General features: G+C 60.5%; 20 protein-coding genes and 1 other RNA gene. All 21 read right to left on the bottom strand.

Features of this window, described 5'->3' with window-relative positions:
- Nucleotides 1–3 precede the first annotated feature (3 nt).
- Complete coding sequence (gene thiD, locus AAC599_RS04870; protein ID WP_340149281.1) at nt 4–807, bottom strand: bifunctional hydroxymethylpyrimidine kinase/phosphomethylpyrimidine kinase; 804 nt, start codon at nt 805–807, stop codon at nt 4–6.
- A 27-nt stretch (nt 808–834) separates the two neighbouring features.
- Complete coding sequence (gene glmM / locus AAC599_RS04865) at nt 835–2,184, bottom strand: phosphoglucosamine mutase (RefSeq protein WP_340149280.1); 1,350 nt, start codon at nt 2,182–2,184, stop codon at nt 835–837.
- Between the two features lie 60 nt (nt 2,185–2,244).
- On the bottom strand, nt 2,245–3,072 hold the full coding sequence (gene folP, locus AAC599_RS04860) for a dihydropteroate synthase (RefSeq protein WP_340149279.1): 828 nt from the start codon (nt 3,070–3,072) through the stop codon (nt 2,245–2,247).
- A gap of 68 nt (nt 3,073–3,140) precedes the next feature.
- Entirely contained in the window at nt 3,141–5,069 is a 1,929-nt protein-coding gene (gene ftsH, locus AAC599_RS04855; RefSeq protein WP_340149278.1) for an ATP-dependent zinc metalloprotease FtsH, read from the bottom strand.
- A 133-nt stretch (nt 5,070–5,202) separates the two neighbouring features.
- The gene (gene tilS, locus AAC599_RS04850; RefSeq protein ID WP_340149277.1) at nt 5,203–6,546 is read right to left on the bottom strand and encodes a tRNA lysidine(34) synthetase TilS; all 1,344 of its coding nucleotides are present in this window, start codon (nt 6,544–6,546) and stop codon (nt 5,203–5,205) included.
- Nucleotides 6,547–6,555: 9 nt separating this feature from the next.
- The gene (ybgF, locus tag AAC599_RS04845) at nt 6,556–7,713 is read right to left on the bottom strand and encodes a tol-pal system protein YbgF (RefSeq protein WP_340149276.1); all 1,158 of its coding nucleotides are present in this window, start codon (nt 7,711–7,713) and stop codon (nt 6,556–6,558) included.
- 190 nt (nt 7,714–7,903) lie between these two features.
- Nucleotides 7,904–8,440 carry a peptidoglycan-associated lipoprotein Pal gene (gene pal / locus AAC599_RS04840; RefSeq protein WP_340149275.1) on the bottom strand — a complete coding sequence of 179 codons (537 nt, stop codon included), beginning with the start codon at nt 8,438–8,440 and terminating at the stop codon, nt 7,904–7,906.
- Between the two features lie 135 nt (nt 8,441–8,575).
- Entirely contained in the window at nt 8,576–9,934 is a 1,359-nt protein-coding gene (tolB, locus tag AAC599_RS04835; protein WP_340149274.1) for a Tol-Pal system beta propeller repeat protein TolB, read from the bottom strand.
- Complete coding sequence (locus AAC599_RS04830; RefSeq protein ID WP_340149273.1) at nt 9,931–10,881, bottom strand: cell envelope integrity protein TolA; 951 nt, start codon at nt 10,879–10,881, stop codon at nt 9,931–9,933. Before AAC599_RS04830 ends, tolB begins: the two co-directional genes overlap by 4 nt.
- A gap of 15 nt (nt 10,882–10,896) precedes the next feature.
- A complete protein-coding gene (tolR, locus tag AAC599_RS04825; RefSeq protein ID WP_340149272.1) occupies nt 10,897–11,367 on the bottom strand; it encodes a protein TolR in 471 nt (156 codons plus the stop codon).
- A gap of 1 nt (nt 11,368) precedes the next feature.
- Nucleotides 11,369–12,088: a protein TolQ gene (tolQ, locus tag AAC599_RS04820; RefSeq protein ID WP_340149271.1), complete on the bottom strand. Its 720-nt coding sequence runs from the start codon at nt 12,086–12,088 to the stop codon at nt 11,369–11,371.
- Nucleotides 12,089–12,577 (bottom strand): tol-pal system-associated acyl-CoA thioesterase, encoded by a 489-nt coding sequence (gene ybgC / locus AAC599_RS04815; protein WP_340149270.1) that lies wholly within the window; start codon nt 12,575–12,577, stop codon nt 12,089–12,091.
- Nucleotides 12,570–13,616 (bottom strand): Holliday junction branch migration DNA helicase RuvB, encoded by a 1,047-nt coding sequence (gene ruvB / locus AAC599_RS04810; protein ID WP_340149269.1) that lies wholly within the window; start codon nt 13,614–13,616, stop codon nt 12,570–12,572. Before ruvB ends, ybgC begins: the two co-directional genes overlap by 8 nt.
- Complete coding sequence (gene ruvA / locus AAC599_RS04805; RefSeq protein ID WP_340149268.1) at nt 13,613–14,230, bottom strand: Holliday junction branch migration protein RuvA; 618 nt, start codon at nt 14,228–14,230, stop codon at nt 13,613–13,615. The genes ruvB and ruvA overlap by 4 nt, the downstream gene beginning before the upstream one ends.
- Nucleotides 14,227–14,742, bottom strand: coding sequence for a crossover junction endodeoxyribonuclease RuvC (gene ruvC / locus AAC599_RS04800; protein WP_340149267.1), 516 nt, complete (start codon nt 14,740–14,742; stop codon nt 14,227–14,229). The genes ruvA and ruvC overlap by 4 nt, the downstream gene beginning before the upstream one ends.
- A 26-nt stretch (nt 14,743–14,768) precedes the next feature.
- Entirely contained in the window at nt 14,769–15,521 is a 753-nt protein-coding gene (locus tag AAC599_RS04795; RefSeq protein WP_340149266.1) for a YebC/PmpR family DNA-binding transcriptional regulator, read from the bottom strand.
- Between the two features lie 107 nt (nt 15,522–15,628).
- Nucleotides 15,629–16,447 carry a TIGR00282 family metallophosphoesterase gene (locus AAC599_RS04790; protein ID WP_340149265.1) on the bottom strand — a complete coding sequence of 273 codons (819 nt, stop codon included), beginning with the start codon at nt 16,445–16,447 and terminating at the stop codon, nt 15,629–15,631.
- The gene (locus AAC599_RS04785; protein ID WP_340149264.1) at nt 16,444–17,016 is read right to left on the bottom strand and encodes a 5-formyltetrahydrofolate cyclo-ligase; all 573 of its coding nucleotides are present in this window, start codon (nt 17,014–17,016) and stop codon (nt 16,444–16,446) included. The genes AAC599_RS04790 and AAC599_RS04785 overlap by 4 nt, the downstream gene beginning before the upstream one ends.
- Nucleotides 17,017–17,052: 36 nt before the next feature.
- A non-coding RNA gene (gene ssrS, locus AAC599_RS04780) (6S RNA) lies at nt 17,053–17,211 on the bottom strand.
- Between the two features lie 9 nt (nt 17,212–17,220).
- A complete protein-coding gene (locus tag AAC599_RS04775; protein WP_340149263.1) occupies nt 17,221–17,532 on the bottom strand; it encodes a cell division protein ZapA in 312 nt (103 codons plus the stop codon).
- Nucleotides 17,533–17,534: 2 nt separating this feature from the next.
- Complete coding sequence (locus AAC599_RS04770; protein ID WP_340149262.1) at nt 17,535–17,795, bottom strand: hypothetical protein; 261 nt, start codon at nt 17,793–17,795, stop codon at nt 17,535–17,537.
- Between the last annotated feature and the right edge of the window lie 220 nt (nt 17,796–18,015).

Below are 18,015 nucleotides of genomic sequence, written 5' to 3'. Positions count from 1 at the left end.
GCGTCAGTCGAACCGGGCAACCGTATGCCCATGGTTGAGCGGGCCGTTGCCCGCACCGAGGCCCGGCGCCTCGAAAATCGCGTTCTCCACATAGCGGATGGACCGCTCGATCGCCTTGGGAACGCTCAGGCCCTGCGCAATCCCCGTCGCTATCGCCGAGGACAGGGTGCAGCCGGTGCCGTGGGTATGGGGCGTATCGATCCGGCGGTGGGAGAAGGTCTGTATCCCCTCCGGTGAGACGAGCAGGTCGACAATCTCCGTCCCTTCCGCATGGCCACCCTTCATCAGGACGGCGACGGGCCCCTCGTTCAGCAGCGCCCGTCCGGCCTTCTCCATGTCGGAGAGGTTCTTGATCTTGATCCCGGTCAGCTGCTCGGCCTCGGGGATATTCGGCGTCAGGATGTGGGTATGAGGGCCGATCAGCCGCGCCTTGATGGCGTCGCTTGCATCCTGCGCGATCAGGCTGGCCCCGCCTTTCGCGATCATCACCGGGTCCAGCACCACCGGCGGCAGGGTGTCGATCTGATCGAACAGCGCCGCCACCGCCTCGACGACTTCCTTGCGATGGAGCATGCCGATCTTGATGGCGTCGGCACCGATGTCTTTCAGGACCATGTCGATCTGTTTGGCCACAAAGGGCGCGGAGACTTCCTCGATCCCCTCGACGCCGAGGGTATTCTGGGCCGTGAGCGCGGTGATCGCCGTCATCGCGTAGCCGCCGAGCGCCGTCACCGTCTTGATGTCCGCCTGAATACCTGCGCCGCCGCCGGAATCCGATCCGGCAATGATCAATACACGCCCCTGCATGCTATCCCCTCAAAACTCGTTTTTTGGCTAACCGGCCGAGGCGGTCACCTCTCCGACAATATTATCGACGATCTCGCTAACCAGGGCGTCGTTTGTCCCCTCGCCCATGACACGAATGAGCGGCTCTGTCCCGGACTTCCGGATCAAGAGCCGGCCTTCCGTCCCGAGGCGGATTTCACCATCGCGGATGGCCTTCTGTACGGCATCACCCGCCAGCGGGTCACCGTTTGCATAGCGTACATTTTTCAGGATTTGCGGGAACGGATCGAAATTATAGCAGACCTCGCTCACCGGACGGCCCTTCTCGACAATCACCGAGAGAACCTGCAGCGCCGCGATCAGCCCGTCGCCGGTGGTGCTGTAGTCATTGAGCACGATATGCCCCGACTGCTCGCCGCCGACGTTGAAGCCATGCTCGCGCATATGCTCCACCACATAGCGGTCGCCGACATTCGTCCGCGCGAGGGTCATGTCATGGCTTTCAAGATATTTTTCGAGGCCCATGTTCGACATGACGGTCGAGACGATGCCGCCACCGCGGAGGTTGCCGCGTTCCTGCCAGGTGCGGGCGATCAGCGCCATCAACTGGTCGCCATCGATCAGCCGTCCGTTCTCGTCGCAGATCAGCAGCCGGTCCGCATCGCCGTCGAGCGCGATGCCAAGGTCCGCCTTCTCCTCCACGACGCGAGCGCACATGGCCTCCGTCGAGGTCGAGCCGCAGCCGTCATTGATATTGAAGCCGTTGGGGGAAACCCCCATGGAAATCACATCCGCTTCCAGCTCCCACAGGACCGTCGGCGCCACCTTATAGGCCGCGCCATGGGCGCAATCGACCACGATCTTGAGCCCCTTCAGGAGCTGATGCCGCGGAAAGCTGCTCTTGGCGAATTCGATATAGCGGCCTTGCGCGTCGTCGAGCCGCTGGGCCCGGCCCAGAAGCCGCGGTTCTGCGAGGCTGATATTGCTGTCGTCGATCAGGTCCGCCTCGATGCTTTTTTCCACCTCGTCGGAGAGTTTGTAACCATCCGGGCCGAACAGCTTGATGCCGTTATCCTCGAACGAGTTATGGGAGGCGGAGATCATGACCCCGATATCCGCGCGCAGCGAGCGGGTCAGCATGGCAATCGCCGGGGTCGGCAGCGGTCCGACCAGAATCACATCCATCCCGACGGACGTAAAACCCGCCGTCAGTGCCGGTTCCAGCATATAGCCGGACAGGCGGGTGTCCTTGCCGATAACGACGCGATGACGGAAATTCCCGCGCCCCGCGAACTTTCTGCCCGCGGATTTGCCGACTTTCAGCGCGATTTCGGCGGTCATCGGATCCTTGTTCGCCGTGCCGCGAATGCCGTCCGTTCCAAAATATTTCCGTGCCATACTTTACTCTATCAATCGTGATTGTCGAACGCACCCTAACAGAAAACCCTTAAAACATGTCTAAAAAGAGGCATTATCGATGGCCTGCCACATTTGCAGGGCCTGGCGGGTCTCGAGAACGTCATGAACCCGGAGGATATCGGCCCCGGCCTGAGCCCCATAGAGCGCCACCGCGACCGAGCCGAAAACCCTGTTTTCCGCCTCACTCTCGCCGGTGAGACGGCCGATGAAGGACTTGCGCGATGCACCGAGCAGGACATCGCACCCGAGCGCGCGAAACGTCGGCAGCGCCTTGATCAGCGCGAGGTTATGGTCGATGGTCTTGCCAAACCCGATCCCCGGATCGACGATGATTTTCTCCCGCGCAATGCCCGCCGCCTCGCAACTTGCAACGCGGTCCTTCAGGTACGCCGTCACCTCCGCGACCACATCCTCATAGGTCGGATTGTCCTGCATGGTCTTGGGATCGGCAAGGCTGTGCATCAGGCAGACAGGCAGACCTGACGTTGCGACAAAACCGATGCTTTCAGGATCATAGCTGAGCGCGCTCACATCATTGATGAAGGTCGCGCCCGCCGCCACCGCCGCCGCCATCACGTCTTTCTTGCGGCTGTCGATGGAAATATCGATGCCAAGATCGCGGCAGCCCTCGATCACCGGGATCACGCGGCTGCATTCCTCGTCCACGCTGATGGCATCGGCGCCGGGGCGGGTGCTCTCGCCGCCGATATCGAGAATATCGGCCCCGTCTGCCGCCAGCTTCCGGGCATGGCGGATGGCGCCGCCAGCGCTGAAATGCTTGCCGCCGTCGGAGAAGCTGTCCGGGGTGACATTGACGATGCCCATGATCCGGGGATGTTTCCGGCCGGTCTGCATGGTTTCTCTCATTCGGCCTCTCTCATAGAAGAAAGGCCCCGCAATAACGGGGCCTTTTATGCTCACAGAGGAGCTGTTCCTTAGCTGCCCGGCTGGGGTTCCGGTTCCATGCCACCCGATCCGCCGGACTTCTTGTGGCCATCGGCCTCCGGCACTGTCGAGGTTGGTCCCTTGTCCACCGGCGTCTCGATATCCTCGGGGCGGTTAATGTCGCCGCCATCCATCAGTATCTTGATCTCATCGCCGCTGAGCGTTTCATATTCGAGCAGCCCCTTGGCGACGCGGTGCAGCTGGTCGACATTGTCATTGAGGATCTTGCGGGCCGTGGCCTCGCCTTCCTCGACAAAGCGGCGGACTTCCTGATCGATCACATCTGCCGTCTTGTCGGACATGTTCTTCTGCTGCGAGACGGAATGGCCGAGGAAGACCTCTTCCTGGTTGGAGCCATACAGGAGCGGTCCCAGCTTGTCGGAGAGGCCCCATTCGGTGACCATCTTGCGCGCCATGTCGGTCGCCATCTTGATGTCGCCGGAGGCGCCGGTCGTCACCGCATCATGACCGAAGATCATTTCCTCGGCGACGCGGCCACCCATGGCCACCGCCAGATGGGCAAGACACTGGTCACGGCGCAGCGAATAGCTGTCCTTCTCCGGCAGGCGCATGACCATGCCGAGCGCACGACCGCGCGGAATGATGGTCGCCTTGTGGATCGGGTCGGACGCCTTCATATGCATGCCGACGAGCGCATGGCCGCCTTCATGATAGGCCGTCAGTTTCTTCTCATCCTCGGACATGACCATGGAACGCCGCTCGGTGCCCATCATGACCTTGTCTTTGGCTTCCTCGAACTCCTGCTGGGTGACCAGCCGACGCGATTTGCGGGCCGCCAGAAGCGCCGCCTCGTTCACGAGGTTGGCGAGGTCCGCCCCGGAGAAGCCGGGGGTTCCGCGCGCAATGGTGCGGGCGTTCACATCCTGCGCCAGCGGCACTTTGCGCATATGCACTTTCAGGATTTTCTCGCGGCCGATGATATCCGGGTTCGGCACCACGACCTGACGGTCGAAACGGCCGGGGCGCAGCAGCGCCGGGTCCAGCACGTCCGGACGGTTGGTCGCGGCCAGCAGGATCACGCCTTCGTTGGTTTCGAAGCCATCCATCTCCACCAGCATCTGGTTGAGGGTCTGCTCGCGTTCGTCATTCCCGCCGCCAAGACCGGCGCCACGATGGCGGCCGACGGCGTCGATTTCGTCGATGAAGATGATGCAGGGCGCGTTCTTCTTGCCCTGCTCGAACATATCGCGGACACGGCTTGCACCGACACCGACAAACATTTCAACGAAGTCGGAACCGGAAATGGTGAAGAACGGCACATTCGCCTCACCGGCAACCGAGCGGGCCAGCAGCGTCTTACCGGTACCCGGAGGACCGATCAGCAGCACACCTTTCGGAATCTTGCCGCCGAGGCGCTGGTATTTCTGGGGGCTTTTCAGGAAGTCGACAACCTCTTCAAGCTCTTCCTTCGCTTCCTCGATCCCGGCGACATCCTCGAATGTCACCCGGCCATGCTTTTCCGTCAGCAGCTTCGCTTTCGACTTGCCAAAGCCCATGGCCTTGCCGCCGCCGCCCTGCATCTGGCGCATGAAGAAAATCCAGACACCGATCAACAGCAGCATCGGGAACCAGGACAGGAGCGTCGCCATCAGCATGCTGCCCTCTTCCTGCGGCGCGGCGTTGATCAGCACGCCATGCTCGCTCAGCTTGGTAACGAGAGAGGCATCTTCCGGGGCATAGGTGGTGAAGGATCGGCCGTCATCGGTGACGCCCTTGATGTTCGGTCCCTGAATGGTGACGTTTTTCACGCGCCCGTTTTCAACTTCCGTAAGGAATGTCGAATAAGGCATCGAATTCGCGGCATTTCGCGGGGAAGGATCATTGAAAATGTTGAAAAGTGCCACGACGAGCAATGCGATGATTACCCACAGCACAATGTTCTTGCCAAAAAGATTCACTAAAAAATTCCTTCCACTTCGGAGACTGGCCGAACCGGTCGCCGTAAGACGCGCCCGCTCTTCTGGATTGACTCTAGATATAATCTGTTAACATCAAGTTCCAATAGGGCGCATTGTTTATAAACAATAATTATCACAAAATTGAACCGGGTATCCAGTAAAATGCCCTGAATTTCATGGAAAAGCGGTGATTTAGCGGAAAACAGTCCGATTTTCCCGCCACCAGCAGCGGCGCGGCGACGACTTCCGCCCCCGACCAGAGCGCGGGCAGGCTCGCGCGGACCTTCGCGGGAATCCGCGGCAGGTCCTTTTCATCGAGATGCTCCCGGAGCTGCCGCGCGCCATCCGTCCCGAGCGCCGCAATCCGGAGGGAGGCGGACCGCGGTGAATCCGGCGCACGGTCGGTCACGAGAAAGCGGTTGTCCCAGATCCATTCCCTCTCCTCCGGCGTGATTTCCATCTCTGCAAGTCCGGCACGCCCCGGCTCCCGACAGACAAGCCAGTCGGACCCCGATGCCTGCAGCTGCGCTCCGGCCAGAGTCGCGCTTTTACCCGCCTTGTCACGGAACAGGCGGACATAAAGCTGCTCCAGCGCCTGCAGCCGGATCCGCTGACCGCCGCCGACACTTCGGATCAGGGCATTGAGAATGCGCAGCGCCAGTTCGTCCGGGCAATCGTCCAGCGCCGCCTGCGAAAGGCGGATGAAGCCGAGCGGACTGATCTCGCAACTTTCCTCTATTTTTTGGCGGGCGAGATCATCGAGACTTTGCGAGGCCCGCTGCAACCGCGCGAGGGAGAGCGCGATGCTGTCGAGGTCGCTGCCCGGAAGCTGCTGCATCTCGGTCAGAACGGCACCGACGCGGGTGCGGGTAAAGACGGGGTTTTCATTGCTGGGATCGTCGATCCAGTCCTGCTTTTCCGCGCGCAAATATGCCCGCAACGTTTCCCGCCGTACCGACAACAGCGGCCGCAGCAGGCTGAGCCGCCCGGCACTGCTTTTCCTCTGCATGGCGGCCAGCCCCTCGAGCCCGCTCCCCTTGGAGAGGCGCATCAACAGGGTTTCAAGCTGGTCTTCAAGCTGATGGCCGAGCAGCAGAACACCGATGCCGTGGCGGGCGCAATAATCCTGCATCAACCGGTAACGCGCCTCGCGCGCAGCCTCCTGAATACCGGTCTTCGGATAAGGGCCGTCCCATTTAAGAAGCTTCGTTTCGATCCCCCGCACAGTGAGCCAGCGCTGCACCCGTTCCGCCTCCGCGCCCGAGGTTGGGCGCAGGCCATGATCGACACTGAGTGCAATAAGGGGAATGCCGGTCTTCGCAGCCCACCCGGCGCTCAAAAGCGCCAGCGCCATACTGTCCGATCCGCCGGAGACGGCCACAGCAAACCCAGCGGGCGGCGCACCGTCCGGCAGTAATTCCTGCATGAGGTGGGCAAAATGGTGCGGCAGTCCGGAAGCGGTCATCTCGTCCGGCATGGCGCTACATCAGCTGGCGCAACCGAGCTTCTGCTTTTCCCGATCCGCGGTCTGTCTCAGTCTTGGGGGAACCTGGCTGAACTGCTTGTCCATCTGCGCAAAAGTGGCGCAGGCCTCTTCCTTCTGGTCCATCTGGCCGAGGGTCATGGCCAGCTTCAACAGGTTATCCGCCGCCTTGGAGCTGTCGGGATAATTCTGATATCCGTCAAAAAAGGCGGAGGCGGCATTGGGGAAATCGCCGCGAACGTAATAGGTCTCGCCCAGCCAGTACTGGGCATTGCCCGCGAGATTGCTATCCTTGTGGCGCGAGAGGAACTCGGTAAAGGCCCGCTCCGCCTCGTCATAACGATCCTCCCGTACGAGGGAGATGGCGTAGTTATACTGATCGGACACGGAGCCATCCGGCAGGCCGCCGCCGCTCGGCGCCGAAGCCACGGTTGTTGATGATCCGCTCGATCCACCCGCAGGTAACGCGGAAGATCCGCCGGAGGTCGAGGTGTTGGAGGTCGTCGTATTCGAATTTGCCGGAAGGGTGCCGAGAACCTGGCTGCCCGACGGCAGGCTGTCCCCGCCAACGACGACCGGCTCACTGCTGGAAGCGTTGCTGCCCGCAGAGCTGCCGGAGCCCAATGTCGTGCCGGTTCCCGGAAGCGGTGCCGGAGCCCCCAAACTGCCGGACATGGCATCGGGCGCGGAGCCGGACGAGCCGAGACGGCGTTCGATATCGGTCAGGCGGAAATCCACGTCTTTCACCAGCTTGTCGAGGCGGGTGGTCATCTGGTTGATCTTGAAGGACGCCTCTTCCTGCGCGCCGGTCAGGCGGCGCTGCTCGTCTTCCAGGGCACTGATGCGCTGGAGCAGGAGGTTGAGGCCGTTCTGGCTGATGTCACCGCCGGAACCGGATGGCAAAGTGGACGGGCTGCTCGGGGCGGCCGGGCGCGGTGCCGGTGCGGTGCCGGTAAAGACCTGCCGCTGCATGTCAGTGATATCCTGTTCCAGCCGGTTGATCCGGTCGACAAGGGCCCTGACCTCGCTGTTGCTCTGGGCGCTTGCCAGCCCCGGCGCGGCGAACTGGGCGATTGCCAGCATCAGAAAGCCGGTGAGAAGCGTCGCCCCGGCGGGACGTCGTGATTTCCCGGTTTCCATCCTTGAAACATTCCAAATCATCAGCGATACGCCCTTTCCTCGCGCCTTCGGGTCCTGTTACAGCCTAACAAGCTTGTTTGAAATATTGGCATTTTTATGGCCAGCGCAAGTCGGCCCGGCCCCGATACAGGCCCCCTGCTCAAAAAAAACGCCCGCCGTCGTCACTAACCCAGTTAGCACGGCAGCGAGCGTCGGATCGTTTGGGTTGCGATTAGTTTACAACCGAAACCGAACGGCGGTTCTGGGCCCAGGCAGCCTCGTTATGACCGAGTGCGACCGGACGTTCCTTGCCGTAGGAAATCGTGGACAGACGGTCCGGAGAAATACCCAGGGTTACAAGGTAGTTCTTGACGGCCGTTGCCCGGCGTTCGCCGAGGGCAAGGTTGTATTCACGGGTGCCGCGCTCATCACAGTTGCCTTCGACGAGAAGGGTAACCGTCGGGTTGGCTTTCAACCAGGCGGCCTGACGCTGCAATGTTGCCTGTGCTTCGTTGCTCAGGCTGTATTCATCGAAACCGAAGAAAACACGGTCGCCGACATTCAGAACCAGGTCTTCCTGGCTGCCCGGCTGTACCGTGGTTGTTGTGGATTCCGTTACAACAGTTGTCGTGGAACCGGATCCGCCCGTCTGGGTAGCCGCGCCTCCACCTGAGCTGTCGCCGGTTTCCGTAGGTGCCGTTTCACAAGCTGCGACCAGCAGCAAAGCTGTGAAAATACTTAAAGTCTTAAGGCCTAGATTGAGCCGCATTTACTTAACTCCCATCCTCTGGAAATCTCTGAACTTTGGGTATCTCACGTCACACAAGGATACTATGTATCAATGAGAAACTGTAAAAGATGGTCCCCCGAATATGTTAATCCCGTAAACTATAATAGTTTGCTGTCATCTATTCAAGTTATACGGTGGCGACCACGCCGGATCTGACCCGTCGCCTGGCGTGATTACCTCCCGTTCGTTATATCCTGTTAGGTCAATGGACCACAAGCGAACTTTATCGCCCGTGCCATCATTTTTTCCCGGTATTTGACGGAAAAACATCAAAACACGACCGTTCGGAGCCCAGGTAGGCCCTTCATTATGGAAGCCTTCGGTCAAAATCCGCTCTTGTGAGCCGTCTGTGCGCATAACGCCGATGGAAAACTGCCCACCGGTCAGTTTTGTGAAGGCAATCAGGTCGCCGCGGGGGGACCATACAGGTGTGCCATAATTGCCACTACCGAAGCTAATTCGTTGCACATTTGAGCCGTCTGCGTTCATAACATATATCTGCTGACGCCCGCCGCGGTCCGATTCAAAGGCGATTTGCGTGCCGTCCGGCGAAAAGGACGGCGCCGTATCGATGCCCGGATGATTGGTCAGGCGCTTCATCTCCCGGGTCCGGAGGTCCATCAAATATATTTCAGAGTTGCCGTCCCGGGCCATGCTCATCACCACCTGGTTACCAGAGGGCGAGAAGCGCGGCGCAAAGGTCATGCCCGGAAACTCGCCGAGGATTTCCTGTTGCCCGGTATCGAGGTTGTAGAGATACACCCGCGGCTTGTCGTTGAAATAGGAGAGATAGGTCAGCACCTGCTGCGTCGGTGAATAGCGCGGCGTCAGCACCAGCTCGTTGCCGGTGGTCAGGAACTGGTGGTTTTCCCCGTCCTGATCCATGACGGCGAGGCGCTTCACACGCCGGTCCGCCGGGCCGCTCTCCGAAACATAGACGACACGGGTGGAGAAATACCCATCCTCCCCGGTCAGCCGCTTATATATCTGATCGGCGATCAGATGCGCGGTCAGCCGCCAGTTCGACGGCGGGGTGGTATATTGAATGCCGGTCAGATGCTGTTCCGCAAAGACATCCCACAAACGGAACTGCACATTGATCTGGCCATCGCCCAGCGCCCGCACCAGACCGGTGGACAGCGCCTGCGCAGCAATCTTCCGCCAGTTGGCGAACACCGGTGTCACCTGCAGGTCTTTCGGCTGCTGGAGATAGGCGCGCGGGTCGATATTGACGAACAGGCCCGAGCGTTCCAGGTCGGCGCGGATCACTTCCGCCATCTGCCGCCCGATTTTCGCCGTCGCCTCATTGTCGGCATAGAAGTCCGTGACCGCGATCGGCATCGGCTCGATATTGCCCTGGGTGATATCGATGACAAGCTCGGCCCGGGCCAGGCTCGCGGCGAACAGGCTGGCAGCAAAAGCCGCCATCATCACGCTGTAAAGCCGGATTTTACGCATTTCTACTCTTCTCATTGTGTGAACATATCCTTGGGGTCGAAGTTCATCGTAATCTCGCGCCAGCGCTCATATTTATCCGCCGGCAGTCTATAGGGGCCGCAGAGGATTACAGCGCGCTTCGCACTTTCCGCGGCGATGCGGTGGAAATCGCTCTTGTAAGAGCCCTCATTAACAATTCTCGGGTTACCGTTCAATGACCCGTCCTGATTTAGCCTGACTTCAATCGAAACGACCAGATCCTCCGCATTTACCGCGCCCGTCGGCACGTTCCAGCATCGTTGCACCTGTTGTTTCAGCGCGTCAAGCTCACTGATCGTCATCGGCAGGGACGCATCCATTGCCTTGGTCGACGAATTCGGCACTTTTTCAGCAGAATTGGGCTTTTTTATGTCAGCCGTTTCCGGGGAGTTTGCCGCCTGCTCCTTCTTCTTCTTGTCCAGCAGCGCCTTCAGCTGATTGACATCGAACGCCGGTTTCTTAGGCTCGGGCTTTTTCGGCTCCGGCTTGGGTTCCGGCTTCGGTTCCGGCTTCGGTTCCGGCTTGGGCTGCGGTTTCGGCTGCGGCTTCACCTTCGGCACGGGCACGGGTTTCGGTGCTACCTCAGGCTTTGGTTCGGGCGCAGGTTCAGGTTCGGGCTCAGGTGCCGGCGCCGGTTCCGGTTCGGGGGCCGGTTCCGGCGCGGGCTCGGGCTCTGGCTTTGGCTCGGGCGCAGGCGCCGGCTCGGGTTTCGGCTCCGGCTTCGGCGCCGGTTCCGGCTTCGGCGCGGGTTCGGGCTCCTTCTCCTTCTCGGGCTCCGGTGCCGGTTTGGGCAGGTTGGTTATCTCCGCCACATCGACGATCTCCACCTCGATAATCACCGGCGGCTCGAACAGCTTCGGGTCCGTGAACAACGGCAGGCCCGTATACATGACCACAAGGATCAGCAGATGCAGAACGGCCGAAGCTAGGGCAGAGACTCTCATCGGTCGGAGGACCCCTTACTGGTTACTGTCGTTTGTCGCTTTGGGCCGCGCGCTTCCGGGTCCGGCGGACACCATGGCGACGCGCTTGAACCCGGCGTCATGGATTTCGCCCATGACCTCGAGAACACGACCGTAATTCACATTGGTATCGCCGCGCACGAAAATGCGCTGGTCCTGCTTGGCGCCGGTGACGGCCTGAAGCTTCGGCACCAGATTTTCCAGCATGACCTCCACATCCTCAAGGAACAGCCGTCCCTCGCCATCGACACTGATGACCAGCGGCTCGTCATTGCCCTGCACCGTCGCCGCCTTGGTATTGGGCAGCTCCAGCGGGACACCGACGGTGAGCAGCGGTGCCGTCACCATGAACACGATCAGCAACACCAGCATCACATCGACAAAGGGCGTCACGTTGATTTCCGACATCTGGGTATGACGGCGGCGGCGGCCCTTGCCGGTAAAGGCTTTGTAGTTATTCGCATCCATATCAGTCGTCCTGATCGAGCTGGCGCGAGAGGATGGCGGAGAATTCTCCGGCAAATCCTTCCAGCCGCGTAATGATCCGCTGCAGATCGTTGGAGAATTTGTTATAGGCGACAACCGCCGGAATGGCCGCAACAAGGCCGAGGGCGGTGGCGAACAGCGCCTCCGCGATACCCGGCGCGACAACGGCGAGGCTGGTGTCTTTGGTGGCGGCGATCGACTGGAAGCTGTTCATGATACCCCAGACCGTGCCGAACAGGCCGAGAAAGGTCGCCGTCGAGCCAACCGTCGCAAGGAAGCCGAGATATTTCTCCAGCCGTTCCACCTCGCGGTCGATGGTCACCCGCATCACCTGATGGATGCGCGCCTGCAATCCGGTATGGGTATGCTTGCCAAGTCCCCTCTCGGTCGAGCGGGACCATTCCTTCATCGCGGCGGCAAACAGCATGGCCAGCGGATTGTCGGGATTGGATCCGACGCGGCGATGCAGGTCCTCCAGATTGCCGCCGGACCAGAATTCATTCTCGAAATCGTCCGCATCGGCCGTGATCCGCCGGAAGCGGATAATCTTGTCGATAATAATCGCCCAACTCCAGAAGGACGCCAAAATCAGCACGATCATGACGATCTGCACAACAATATCCGCCTGCACAAACAGGCCGATCATCGATAAATCATGAGCCTCGCCCCCCATCTGGGAGACCACAATTGCATCGTTTTCCATTTACTCTTCCCTGGCTAAAGTCTTCGCTCGCAAAGCCGAATTGCCCAATATCGCATTAAACTTTTCATTTATGGCAGAAGAAAGACGCTGCGGCCGCCCTTCCGTATCCAGGCAGGCGACCCGCACTTTCGTTTCCACCAGACGTTCCTCGCCGCGGTTGATATCCTGCCGCATATGCAGGGACGCGCCCCGCAAATCCGTCACCGTCGTGACGACTTCCAGTTCATCCTCCATCCGCGCCGGACGGAGATATTCGATTTCGCAGGCCCGGACGACGAAATTCGCCCCCTCCTCCACCATCATCGCCTGCTGGTTGATGGCCAGTCCGCGCAACATGTCCGTGCGCGCCCGTTCGGTGAACTTAAGATAGTTCGCGTAATATACAATACCGCCCGCATCCGTATCCTCCCAGTAGACGGACAGCGGAAAGATATGCCGCGTCCCGTCGGCACCGCTTTCGAACCGGCCGAGCATTCTGGGGTCAGTCATCGGGCTTCTCTTCCTCGATCAGTGACAGCTGCTCGCTGACCGCCTTCGGAAAGGCGAGGCCGAGATGGTCAAAGGCGGCCTTTGTCAGCAACCGCCCGCGCGGGGTCCGCTGCAGAAAGCCCTGCTGGATCAGATAGGGCTCGATAATATCCTCGATCGCGTCGCGCGGCTCGGAGAGCGCCGCCGAGAGCGTTTCCACCCCGACCGGGCCGCCGCCGAAATCATGGGCGATCCGCCCGAGATAGCGCCGGTCCATACTGTCCAGTCCGCGCTTGTCCACTTCCAGCCGGTTGAGCGCCGCATCGGCCTTGACCGCATCGACAAGGTCGGACCCGGCCACGGCCGCGAAATCCCGGACCCGACGCAGCAGCCGTCCGGCGACGCGGGGCGTGCCCCGGCTGCGGCGGGCAATCTCAATGGCGCCATCTTCCGTCAAATTCACACCGAGGACGCGGGCGCCGCGGGCGACGATCAGTTTCAACTCGTCCGGCTCATAGAAATTCATCCTAAGCGGAATACCGAAGCGCTCGCGCAGCGGCGTCGTGATCAGGCCCGAGCGCGTCGTCGCACCGACCAGTGTGAACGGCGGCAGATCAATGCGTACGGAGCGGGCCGCCGGTCCCTCCCCGATGATCAGGTCGAGATGGAAATCCTCCATCGCCGGATAGAGAATTTCCTCCACCGCCGGGCTCAGGCGATGAATCTCGTCAATGAACAGAACGTCGTTTTTCTCAAGATTGGTGAGCAGCGCCGCGAGATCGCCCGCCTTGGTGATGACCGGTCCGGCGGTGGCGCGGAAATTCACCCCGAGCTCCCGCGCGACAATCTGCGACAGGGTCGTCTTGCCAAGACCGGGCGGTCCGAAAAACATTACATGATCAAGGGCTTCGCCGCGCGACTTCGCCGCCTGGATGAAGACGCTCAAATTCTCGCGGACCTGTTTCTGGCCGATGAAATCGTCAAGCACCTGCGGGCGGAACTGGGTCTCGATATCGTCCTGACCGCTGGCGGCGGCGCTGACAAGCCTGTCGTCACTCATGCGGCAAGCTCCTTCAGTCCGGCGGTGATCAGGGCTTCAACGGTGGCATCAGGGCCAAGGGCACGCGCGGCGGCGGCCACGGCCCCGAAGGCGTCCGCCCGGCCATAGCCAAGATTGACCAGCGCCGAGACCGCATCTCCGGCGGCGCCCTGCGCCGGTTTCGGCGCGGTGGCGCTGATCTCGGCATTAAAGGCGACGGGGCCAAGGTCCATTTTCGCGACCTTGTCCTTCAACTCCGCCGTGATCCGGCCCGCGACCTTGGGCCCGACGCCGGACACACGGGTAAGCGCCGTCTTGTCCTGGGCGGCGACGATCTGCGTCAGCTCATCCCCGGCATAGAGAGAGAGGATACCGAGGGCGACTCGCGCGCCGACCCCCTGCACGGTCTGCAGCAGCAGGAACCAGGCCCGCTCCGCCACGCCGTCAAAGCCGTAGAGATGAATGTGATCCTCGCGCACATGGGTTTCGATATGAAGGCTGACGATCCCCCCCGCTTCCGGCAGGTTGCGGAGCGTGCGGCCGGAACAGAAGACGAGATAGCCGACGCCGCCGACATCGATGACGATCCAGTCTTCGCCAATGCTATCGAGCTTTCCGGTCAGCTTCGCGATCATCCTGCCCGTCCCGCCATCATGGTGGCTTTTCCAAGGTTGCGCCGGCTGCCCGCATAATGGGCATGGCAGATGGCAACGGCGAGCGCATCCGCCGCATGTTCATTGGCGATCTCGCAGCCGGGCAGCAGCATGCCGACCATGGCGTGGATCTGTTGCTTCCCGGCATGGCCCGCACCGACCACCGATTTCTTGATCTTGTTGGGGGCGTATTCTTCGACCCGCAGGCCGTGCAGCGCCGGGACCAGCAGGGAAATACCGCGCGCCTGGCCGAGTTTCAGGGTCGAGACCGGGTTCTTGTTGACGAAGGTTTCCTCGACCGCGGCCTCAACCGGCTGCCAGTCGGCGATGACTTTCGCAATGCCGTCATGGAGTTGCACCAGACGCTGCGACAGGTCCAGCGTGCCGTCGGAGGAAATCGCGCCATTGGCCAGATGGCGAAGGGAATTGCCCTCTGCCTCGATGATCCCCCAGCCGGTGTGGCGAAGCCCCGGATCCAGCCCCAGTAAACGCATAATAAAACTACTACCCTTTGTAAGAGTTATCCGTCCAGTTTCTCCATAATTTCTTCGGGAATGTCAAAATTGGCCGAAACCTTCTGCACATCGTCATTGTCTTCCAGCACATCCACCAGCTTGAACAGGGAATTGGCCAGGTCTTCCGTCTCCACCGGGATGGTGTTCTGCGGCTTCCAGACAACGCCCGCTTCCTGCGGGGAACCGAATTTCTCCTCCAGCGCGTCGCGCACGTCGTTGAAATCCTCCATCGCGCAAGAAACGTCATGAATCTGCGTATCGCTTTCGACATTCTCCGCGCCAGCTTCCAGCGCCGCCTCGAACATCTCATCGGCGTCGATATTCTCCGCTGAAAAGATAACCTGGCCGATGCGGTCGAACATGAAGGAAACGGAGCCCGTCTCGCCCATCGTGCCGCCAGCCTTGGCGAAAGCGGCGCGGACATCGGCGGCAGTGCGGTTGCGGTTATCGGTCAATGCCTCGACAATGATGGCAACGCCGCCGGGACCATAGCCTTCATAGCGGATTTCCTCATAGGTCTCCGCGTTCCCCTCGCCGGAGGCGCGCTTGATCGCCCGGTCGATATTGTCATTGGGCATATTGTCGCTACGGGCAGCGGAGATCGCGCCGCGCAGGCGCGGGTTCATGGCCGGGTCCGGCAGGCCGGACTTCGCCGCCACGGTCAGTTCGCGGATATGCTTGGCGAAGATCTTGGCCCGCTTTTTATCCTGCGCACCCTTTCGGTGCATGATGTTCTTGAATTGGGAATGTCCCGCCATGTCTTGATCTCTTGGTCCTGATACTGTTGTTTACGATGTTCGATGTTCCGCCGTTTGTAACCGATCCTCCGCCAAGAGGCACGTCCTTTTTGCATCGCCGCTTATGGTTAATCGATTACGGGCCACTGCTCCATCAGACGGCCGCCGACCCGGAGCGGCGAAATATATTTCGCAAGGCCGGTTTTGTCATCCGTTTCTACGAAAATACCACAGGCCGTTCCGGGGCCAAGCGCCGGGGTGAACCGTCCGCCGGGGATTTTCCGGACAAAACGGCGCAGCGGTTCCTCCGTGTCCATGCCGATCACCGAATTATAGTCGCCGCACATCCCGGCATCGGTCTGGTAGGCGGTGCCGCCCGGGAAGATCTGCGCGTCCGCCGTCGGGATATGGGTATGGCTGCCGACCACCATGGAGACGCGACCGTCGCAATAATGCCCCATGGTCATCTTCTCGGAGGTGATCTCACCATGAATATCGACGAGGATTGCGTCATACTTTTTGTTTAAAGGATTTCCGGCGAGCAGTTTATCGACGGCGGCAAAGGGATCATCGAGCGGGTCCATGAACAGCCGTGCCATCACCTGCATGACCAGGATGCTCTTGCCGCGGCGGGTCTTGAACGCGCTTGCGCCGCGCCCCGGCGTATCCTTCGGATAGTTGAGCGGGCGGATCATGCGCACGTCCTTCTCCAGATAGGGCATGATCTCCTTCTGGTCGAAGCTGTGATTGCCAAGGACGATGCAGTCCGCCCCGGCATCATAGAACTCGGCGGCGATTTTCTCGGTGATGCCGAAGCCGCCCGCCGCGTTCTCGCCATTGACGACGACGAAATCCGTCGACAGCCGCTTGCGGATTTCCGGCAGCCTCTCGATGAGAACTTCCCGGCCCGACCGGCCCACCACATCCCCAAAATACAGGATTCTCAAACTATCTTCCTAACATACTGCTCAGTCACAACCCAGTCGAGCCGATGGTCATAGCGGTCGGTGACGACTTTCGCCACCTCCTGCGCCGCATAGGCATAGCCAATCGCCACGCATGCCCCCTCCCGTTTCAGTTTCTCCAGGGTGCGGTCGTAAAATCCGCCGCCGTAGCCCAGTCTATAGCCCGCGGCGTCAAAGGCAAGCATCGGTGTGATCACCAGCGTCGGCGTGACATAGGGCGCGGAGGTCGCCGGGACCAGCACCTTGAAGGCGCCGGGCTCCAGCACCGTGTCCGGCTCCCACCGGCGGAAGGCGAGCGGATGATCCTTCTTCTCGACGACGGGAAGCGCGCAATTGACCCCACGCTCATGCAGCGCATGAAGCAGCGGCCTTGTATCAAGCTCACTGCCGAGCGGCCAGTAGAGGGAGACCGTCTCCCCCGCCAGCGTCGGAAATGCGCCCAGGAATTGCGCCGCCGCCCGATCGCCGACGTCGCCCGTCTCCATCTTCGCCCGGGCCGCGAAGGCCGCGTCGCGCTGGATCTGCTTCTGCTGGGAGAGGGACAAGGTCACGAACGGATTATCATCAATCGTCGGTAAAAAAGAAAATGCTGCACCAACATAGCCGTCGACGCGTGGAAATCTCTGTGGCCTGACAAGTCAGGTGGGCGCCGGTATGATAGGACCACGGTCCAGTCAGGGATCAGCTCCCAGGATTTCGTTATTGGCCCCAGGATATCATTCGTCTAACGCACAAGCCAGTGCAGCACAGCTCATTTAAGCGTTTTCAAGCTTTTGTGCAATAGCCTCGATTTTTTCTGCCCAGGCCTCCTCGGAGGCGCTGTTATCGCCCCCCTCCGCATCCTCGCGCAGCTTCTCGATGGTCTCATAGGCCTGCGACAGGTCATCGGCGATCAGCAGGGACGCCATCATCAGCAGCTGCCCCTCGCTCGCGTTGCCGATCGATTCCGTCAGGTCCTGCACTTTTTTATCGACGAATTCCGCCAGATATTCCAGATGCTGTTCCTCCCCGTCGCCACAGACGATAGGATAGGAGCGGCCGTTTACCTTGACTGTCAGTGATCCCATTTCTACTGCTCCAATAGCATGCTGAGCTGGTCGATGGAGTTGTCGAGGCGGCCGGAGACGGTCTGCGTCTTGCGTTTCAGCGCCTCATATTTCCCGCGCAACGCCTCCAGCTCGGCTTTCAGTGCTGCATTTTCCGCCGCCAGATCGGAGCCAACGGCCACCTCCGCCGCGTTATTGCGGTTCTGGAGGGCGCCTGCGGCAGCCTTTTCCAGCCGGGCAATCGCGGCGTCAATTCTCGATTCGCTGTTCTGCTCGTTCCCCATCAGTCCATTCCACACTGTTTATGGTCAGTTACCGGAAATCCCTCACCTTTGACAATACGATCATGCCGTAATGCTCGTCAACCTAATTGGTTGCCTCACTTTTTCCACAATTCCCGCTGTTTCCGTGAACTAAGCGGTTGACGTGGTGCGAATTGGGCGGCATCTTCCCCCCGATTCCGTAGCGAATGCCTTTTTGACCGGCAATTCCGGAGACCGTCGC

Origin of the sequence: uncultured Sneathiella sp. (genome assembly GCF_963976355.1) — a bacterium.
Lineage (GTDB): Bacteria > Pseudomonadota > Alphaproteobacteria > Sneathiellales > Sneathiellaceae > Sneathiella.
The sequence above is the reverse complement of the archived record's forward strand: the minus strand, read 5'-3'. Positions and strand labels throughout refer to the sequence as shown.

Excerpts from the sequence above, each read along its gene's own strand:
- thiD (WP_340149281.1), bottom strand. The coding sequence starts at position 807 with ATGCAGGGGCGTGTATTGATCATTGCCGGATCGGATTCCGGCGGCGGC.
- glmM (WP_340149280.1), bottom strand. The coding sequence starts at position 2,184 with ATGGCACGGAAATATTTTGGAACGGACGGCATTCGCGGCACGGCGAAC.
- folP (WP_340149279.1), bottom strand. The coding sequence starts at position 3,072 with ATGAGAGAAACCATGCAGACCGGCCGGAAACATCCCCGGATCATGGGC.
- tilS (WP_340149277.1), bottom strand. The coding sequence starts at position 6,546 with ATGCCGGACGAGATGACCGCTTCCGGACTGCCGCACCATTTTGCCCAC.
- ybgF (WP_340149276.1), bottom strand. The coding sequence starts at position 7,713 with ATGATTTGGAATGTTTCAAGGATGGAAACCGGGAAATCACGACGTCCC.
- pal (WP_340149275.1), bottom strand. The coding sequence starts at position 8,440 with ATGCGGCTCAATCTAGGCCTTAAGACTTTAAGTATTTTCACAGCTTTG.
- tolB (WP_340149274.1), bottom strand. The coding sequence starts at position 9,934 with ATGAGAAGAGTAGAAATGCGTAAAATCCGGCTTTACAGCGTGATGATG.
- AAC599_RS04830 (WP_340149273.1), bottom strand. The coding sequence starts at position 10,881 with ATGAGAGTCTCTGCCCTAGCTTCGGCCGTTCTGCATCTGCTGATCCTT.
- tolR (WP_340149272.1), bottom strand. The coding sequence starts at position 11,367 with ATGGATGCGAATAACTACAAAGCCTTTACCGGCAAGGGCCGCCGCCGC.
- tolQ (WP_340149271.1), bottom strand. The coding sequence starts at position 12,088 with ATGGAAAACGATGCAATTGTGGTCTCCCAGATGGGGGGCGAGGCTCAT.
- ybgC (WP_340149270.1), bottom strand. The coding sequence starts at position 12,577 with ATGACTGACCCCAGAATGCTCGGCCGGTTCGAAAGCGGTGCCGACGGG.
- ruvB (WP_340149269.1), bottom strand. The coding sequence starts at position 13,616 with ATGAGTGACGACAGGCTTGTCAGCGCCGCCGCCAGCGGTCAGGACGAT.
- ruvA (WP_340149268.1), bottom strand. The coding sequence starts at position 14,230 with ATGATCGCGAAGCTGACCGGAAAGCTCGATAGCATTGGCGAAGACTGG.
- ruvC (WP_340149267.1), bottom strand. The coding sequence starts at position 14,742 with ATGCGTTTACTGGGGCTGGATCCGGGGCTTCGCCACACCGGCTGGGGG.
- AAC599_RS04795 (WP_340149266.1), bottom strand. The coding sequence starts at position 15,521 with ATGGCGGGACATTCCCAATTCAAGAACATCATGCACCGAAAGGGTGCG.
- AAC599_RS04775 (WP_340149263.1), bottom strand. The coding sequence starts at position 17,532 with ATGGGATCACTGACAGTCAAGGTAAACGGCCGCTCCTATCCTATCGTC.
- AAC599_RS04770 (WP_340149262.1), bottom strand. The coding sequence starts at position 17,795 with ATGGGGAACGAGCAGAACAGCGAATCGAGAATTGACGCCGCGATTGCC.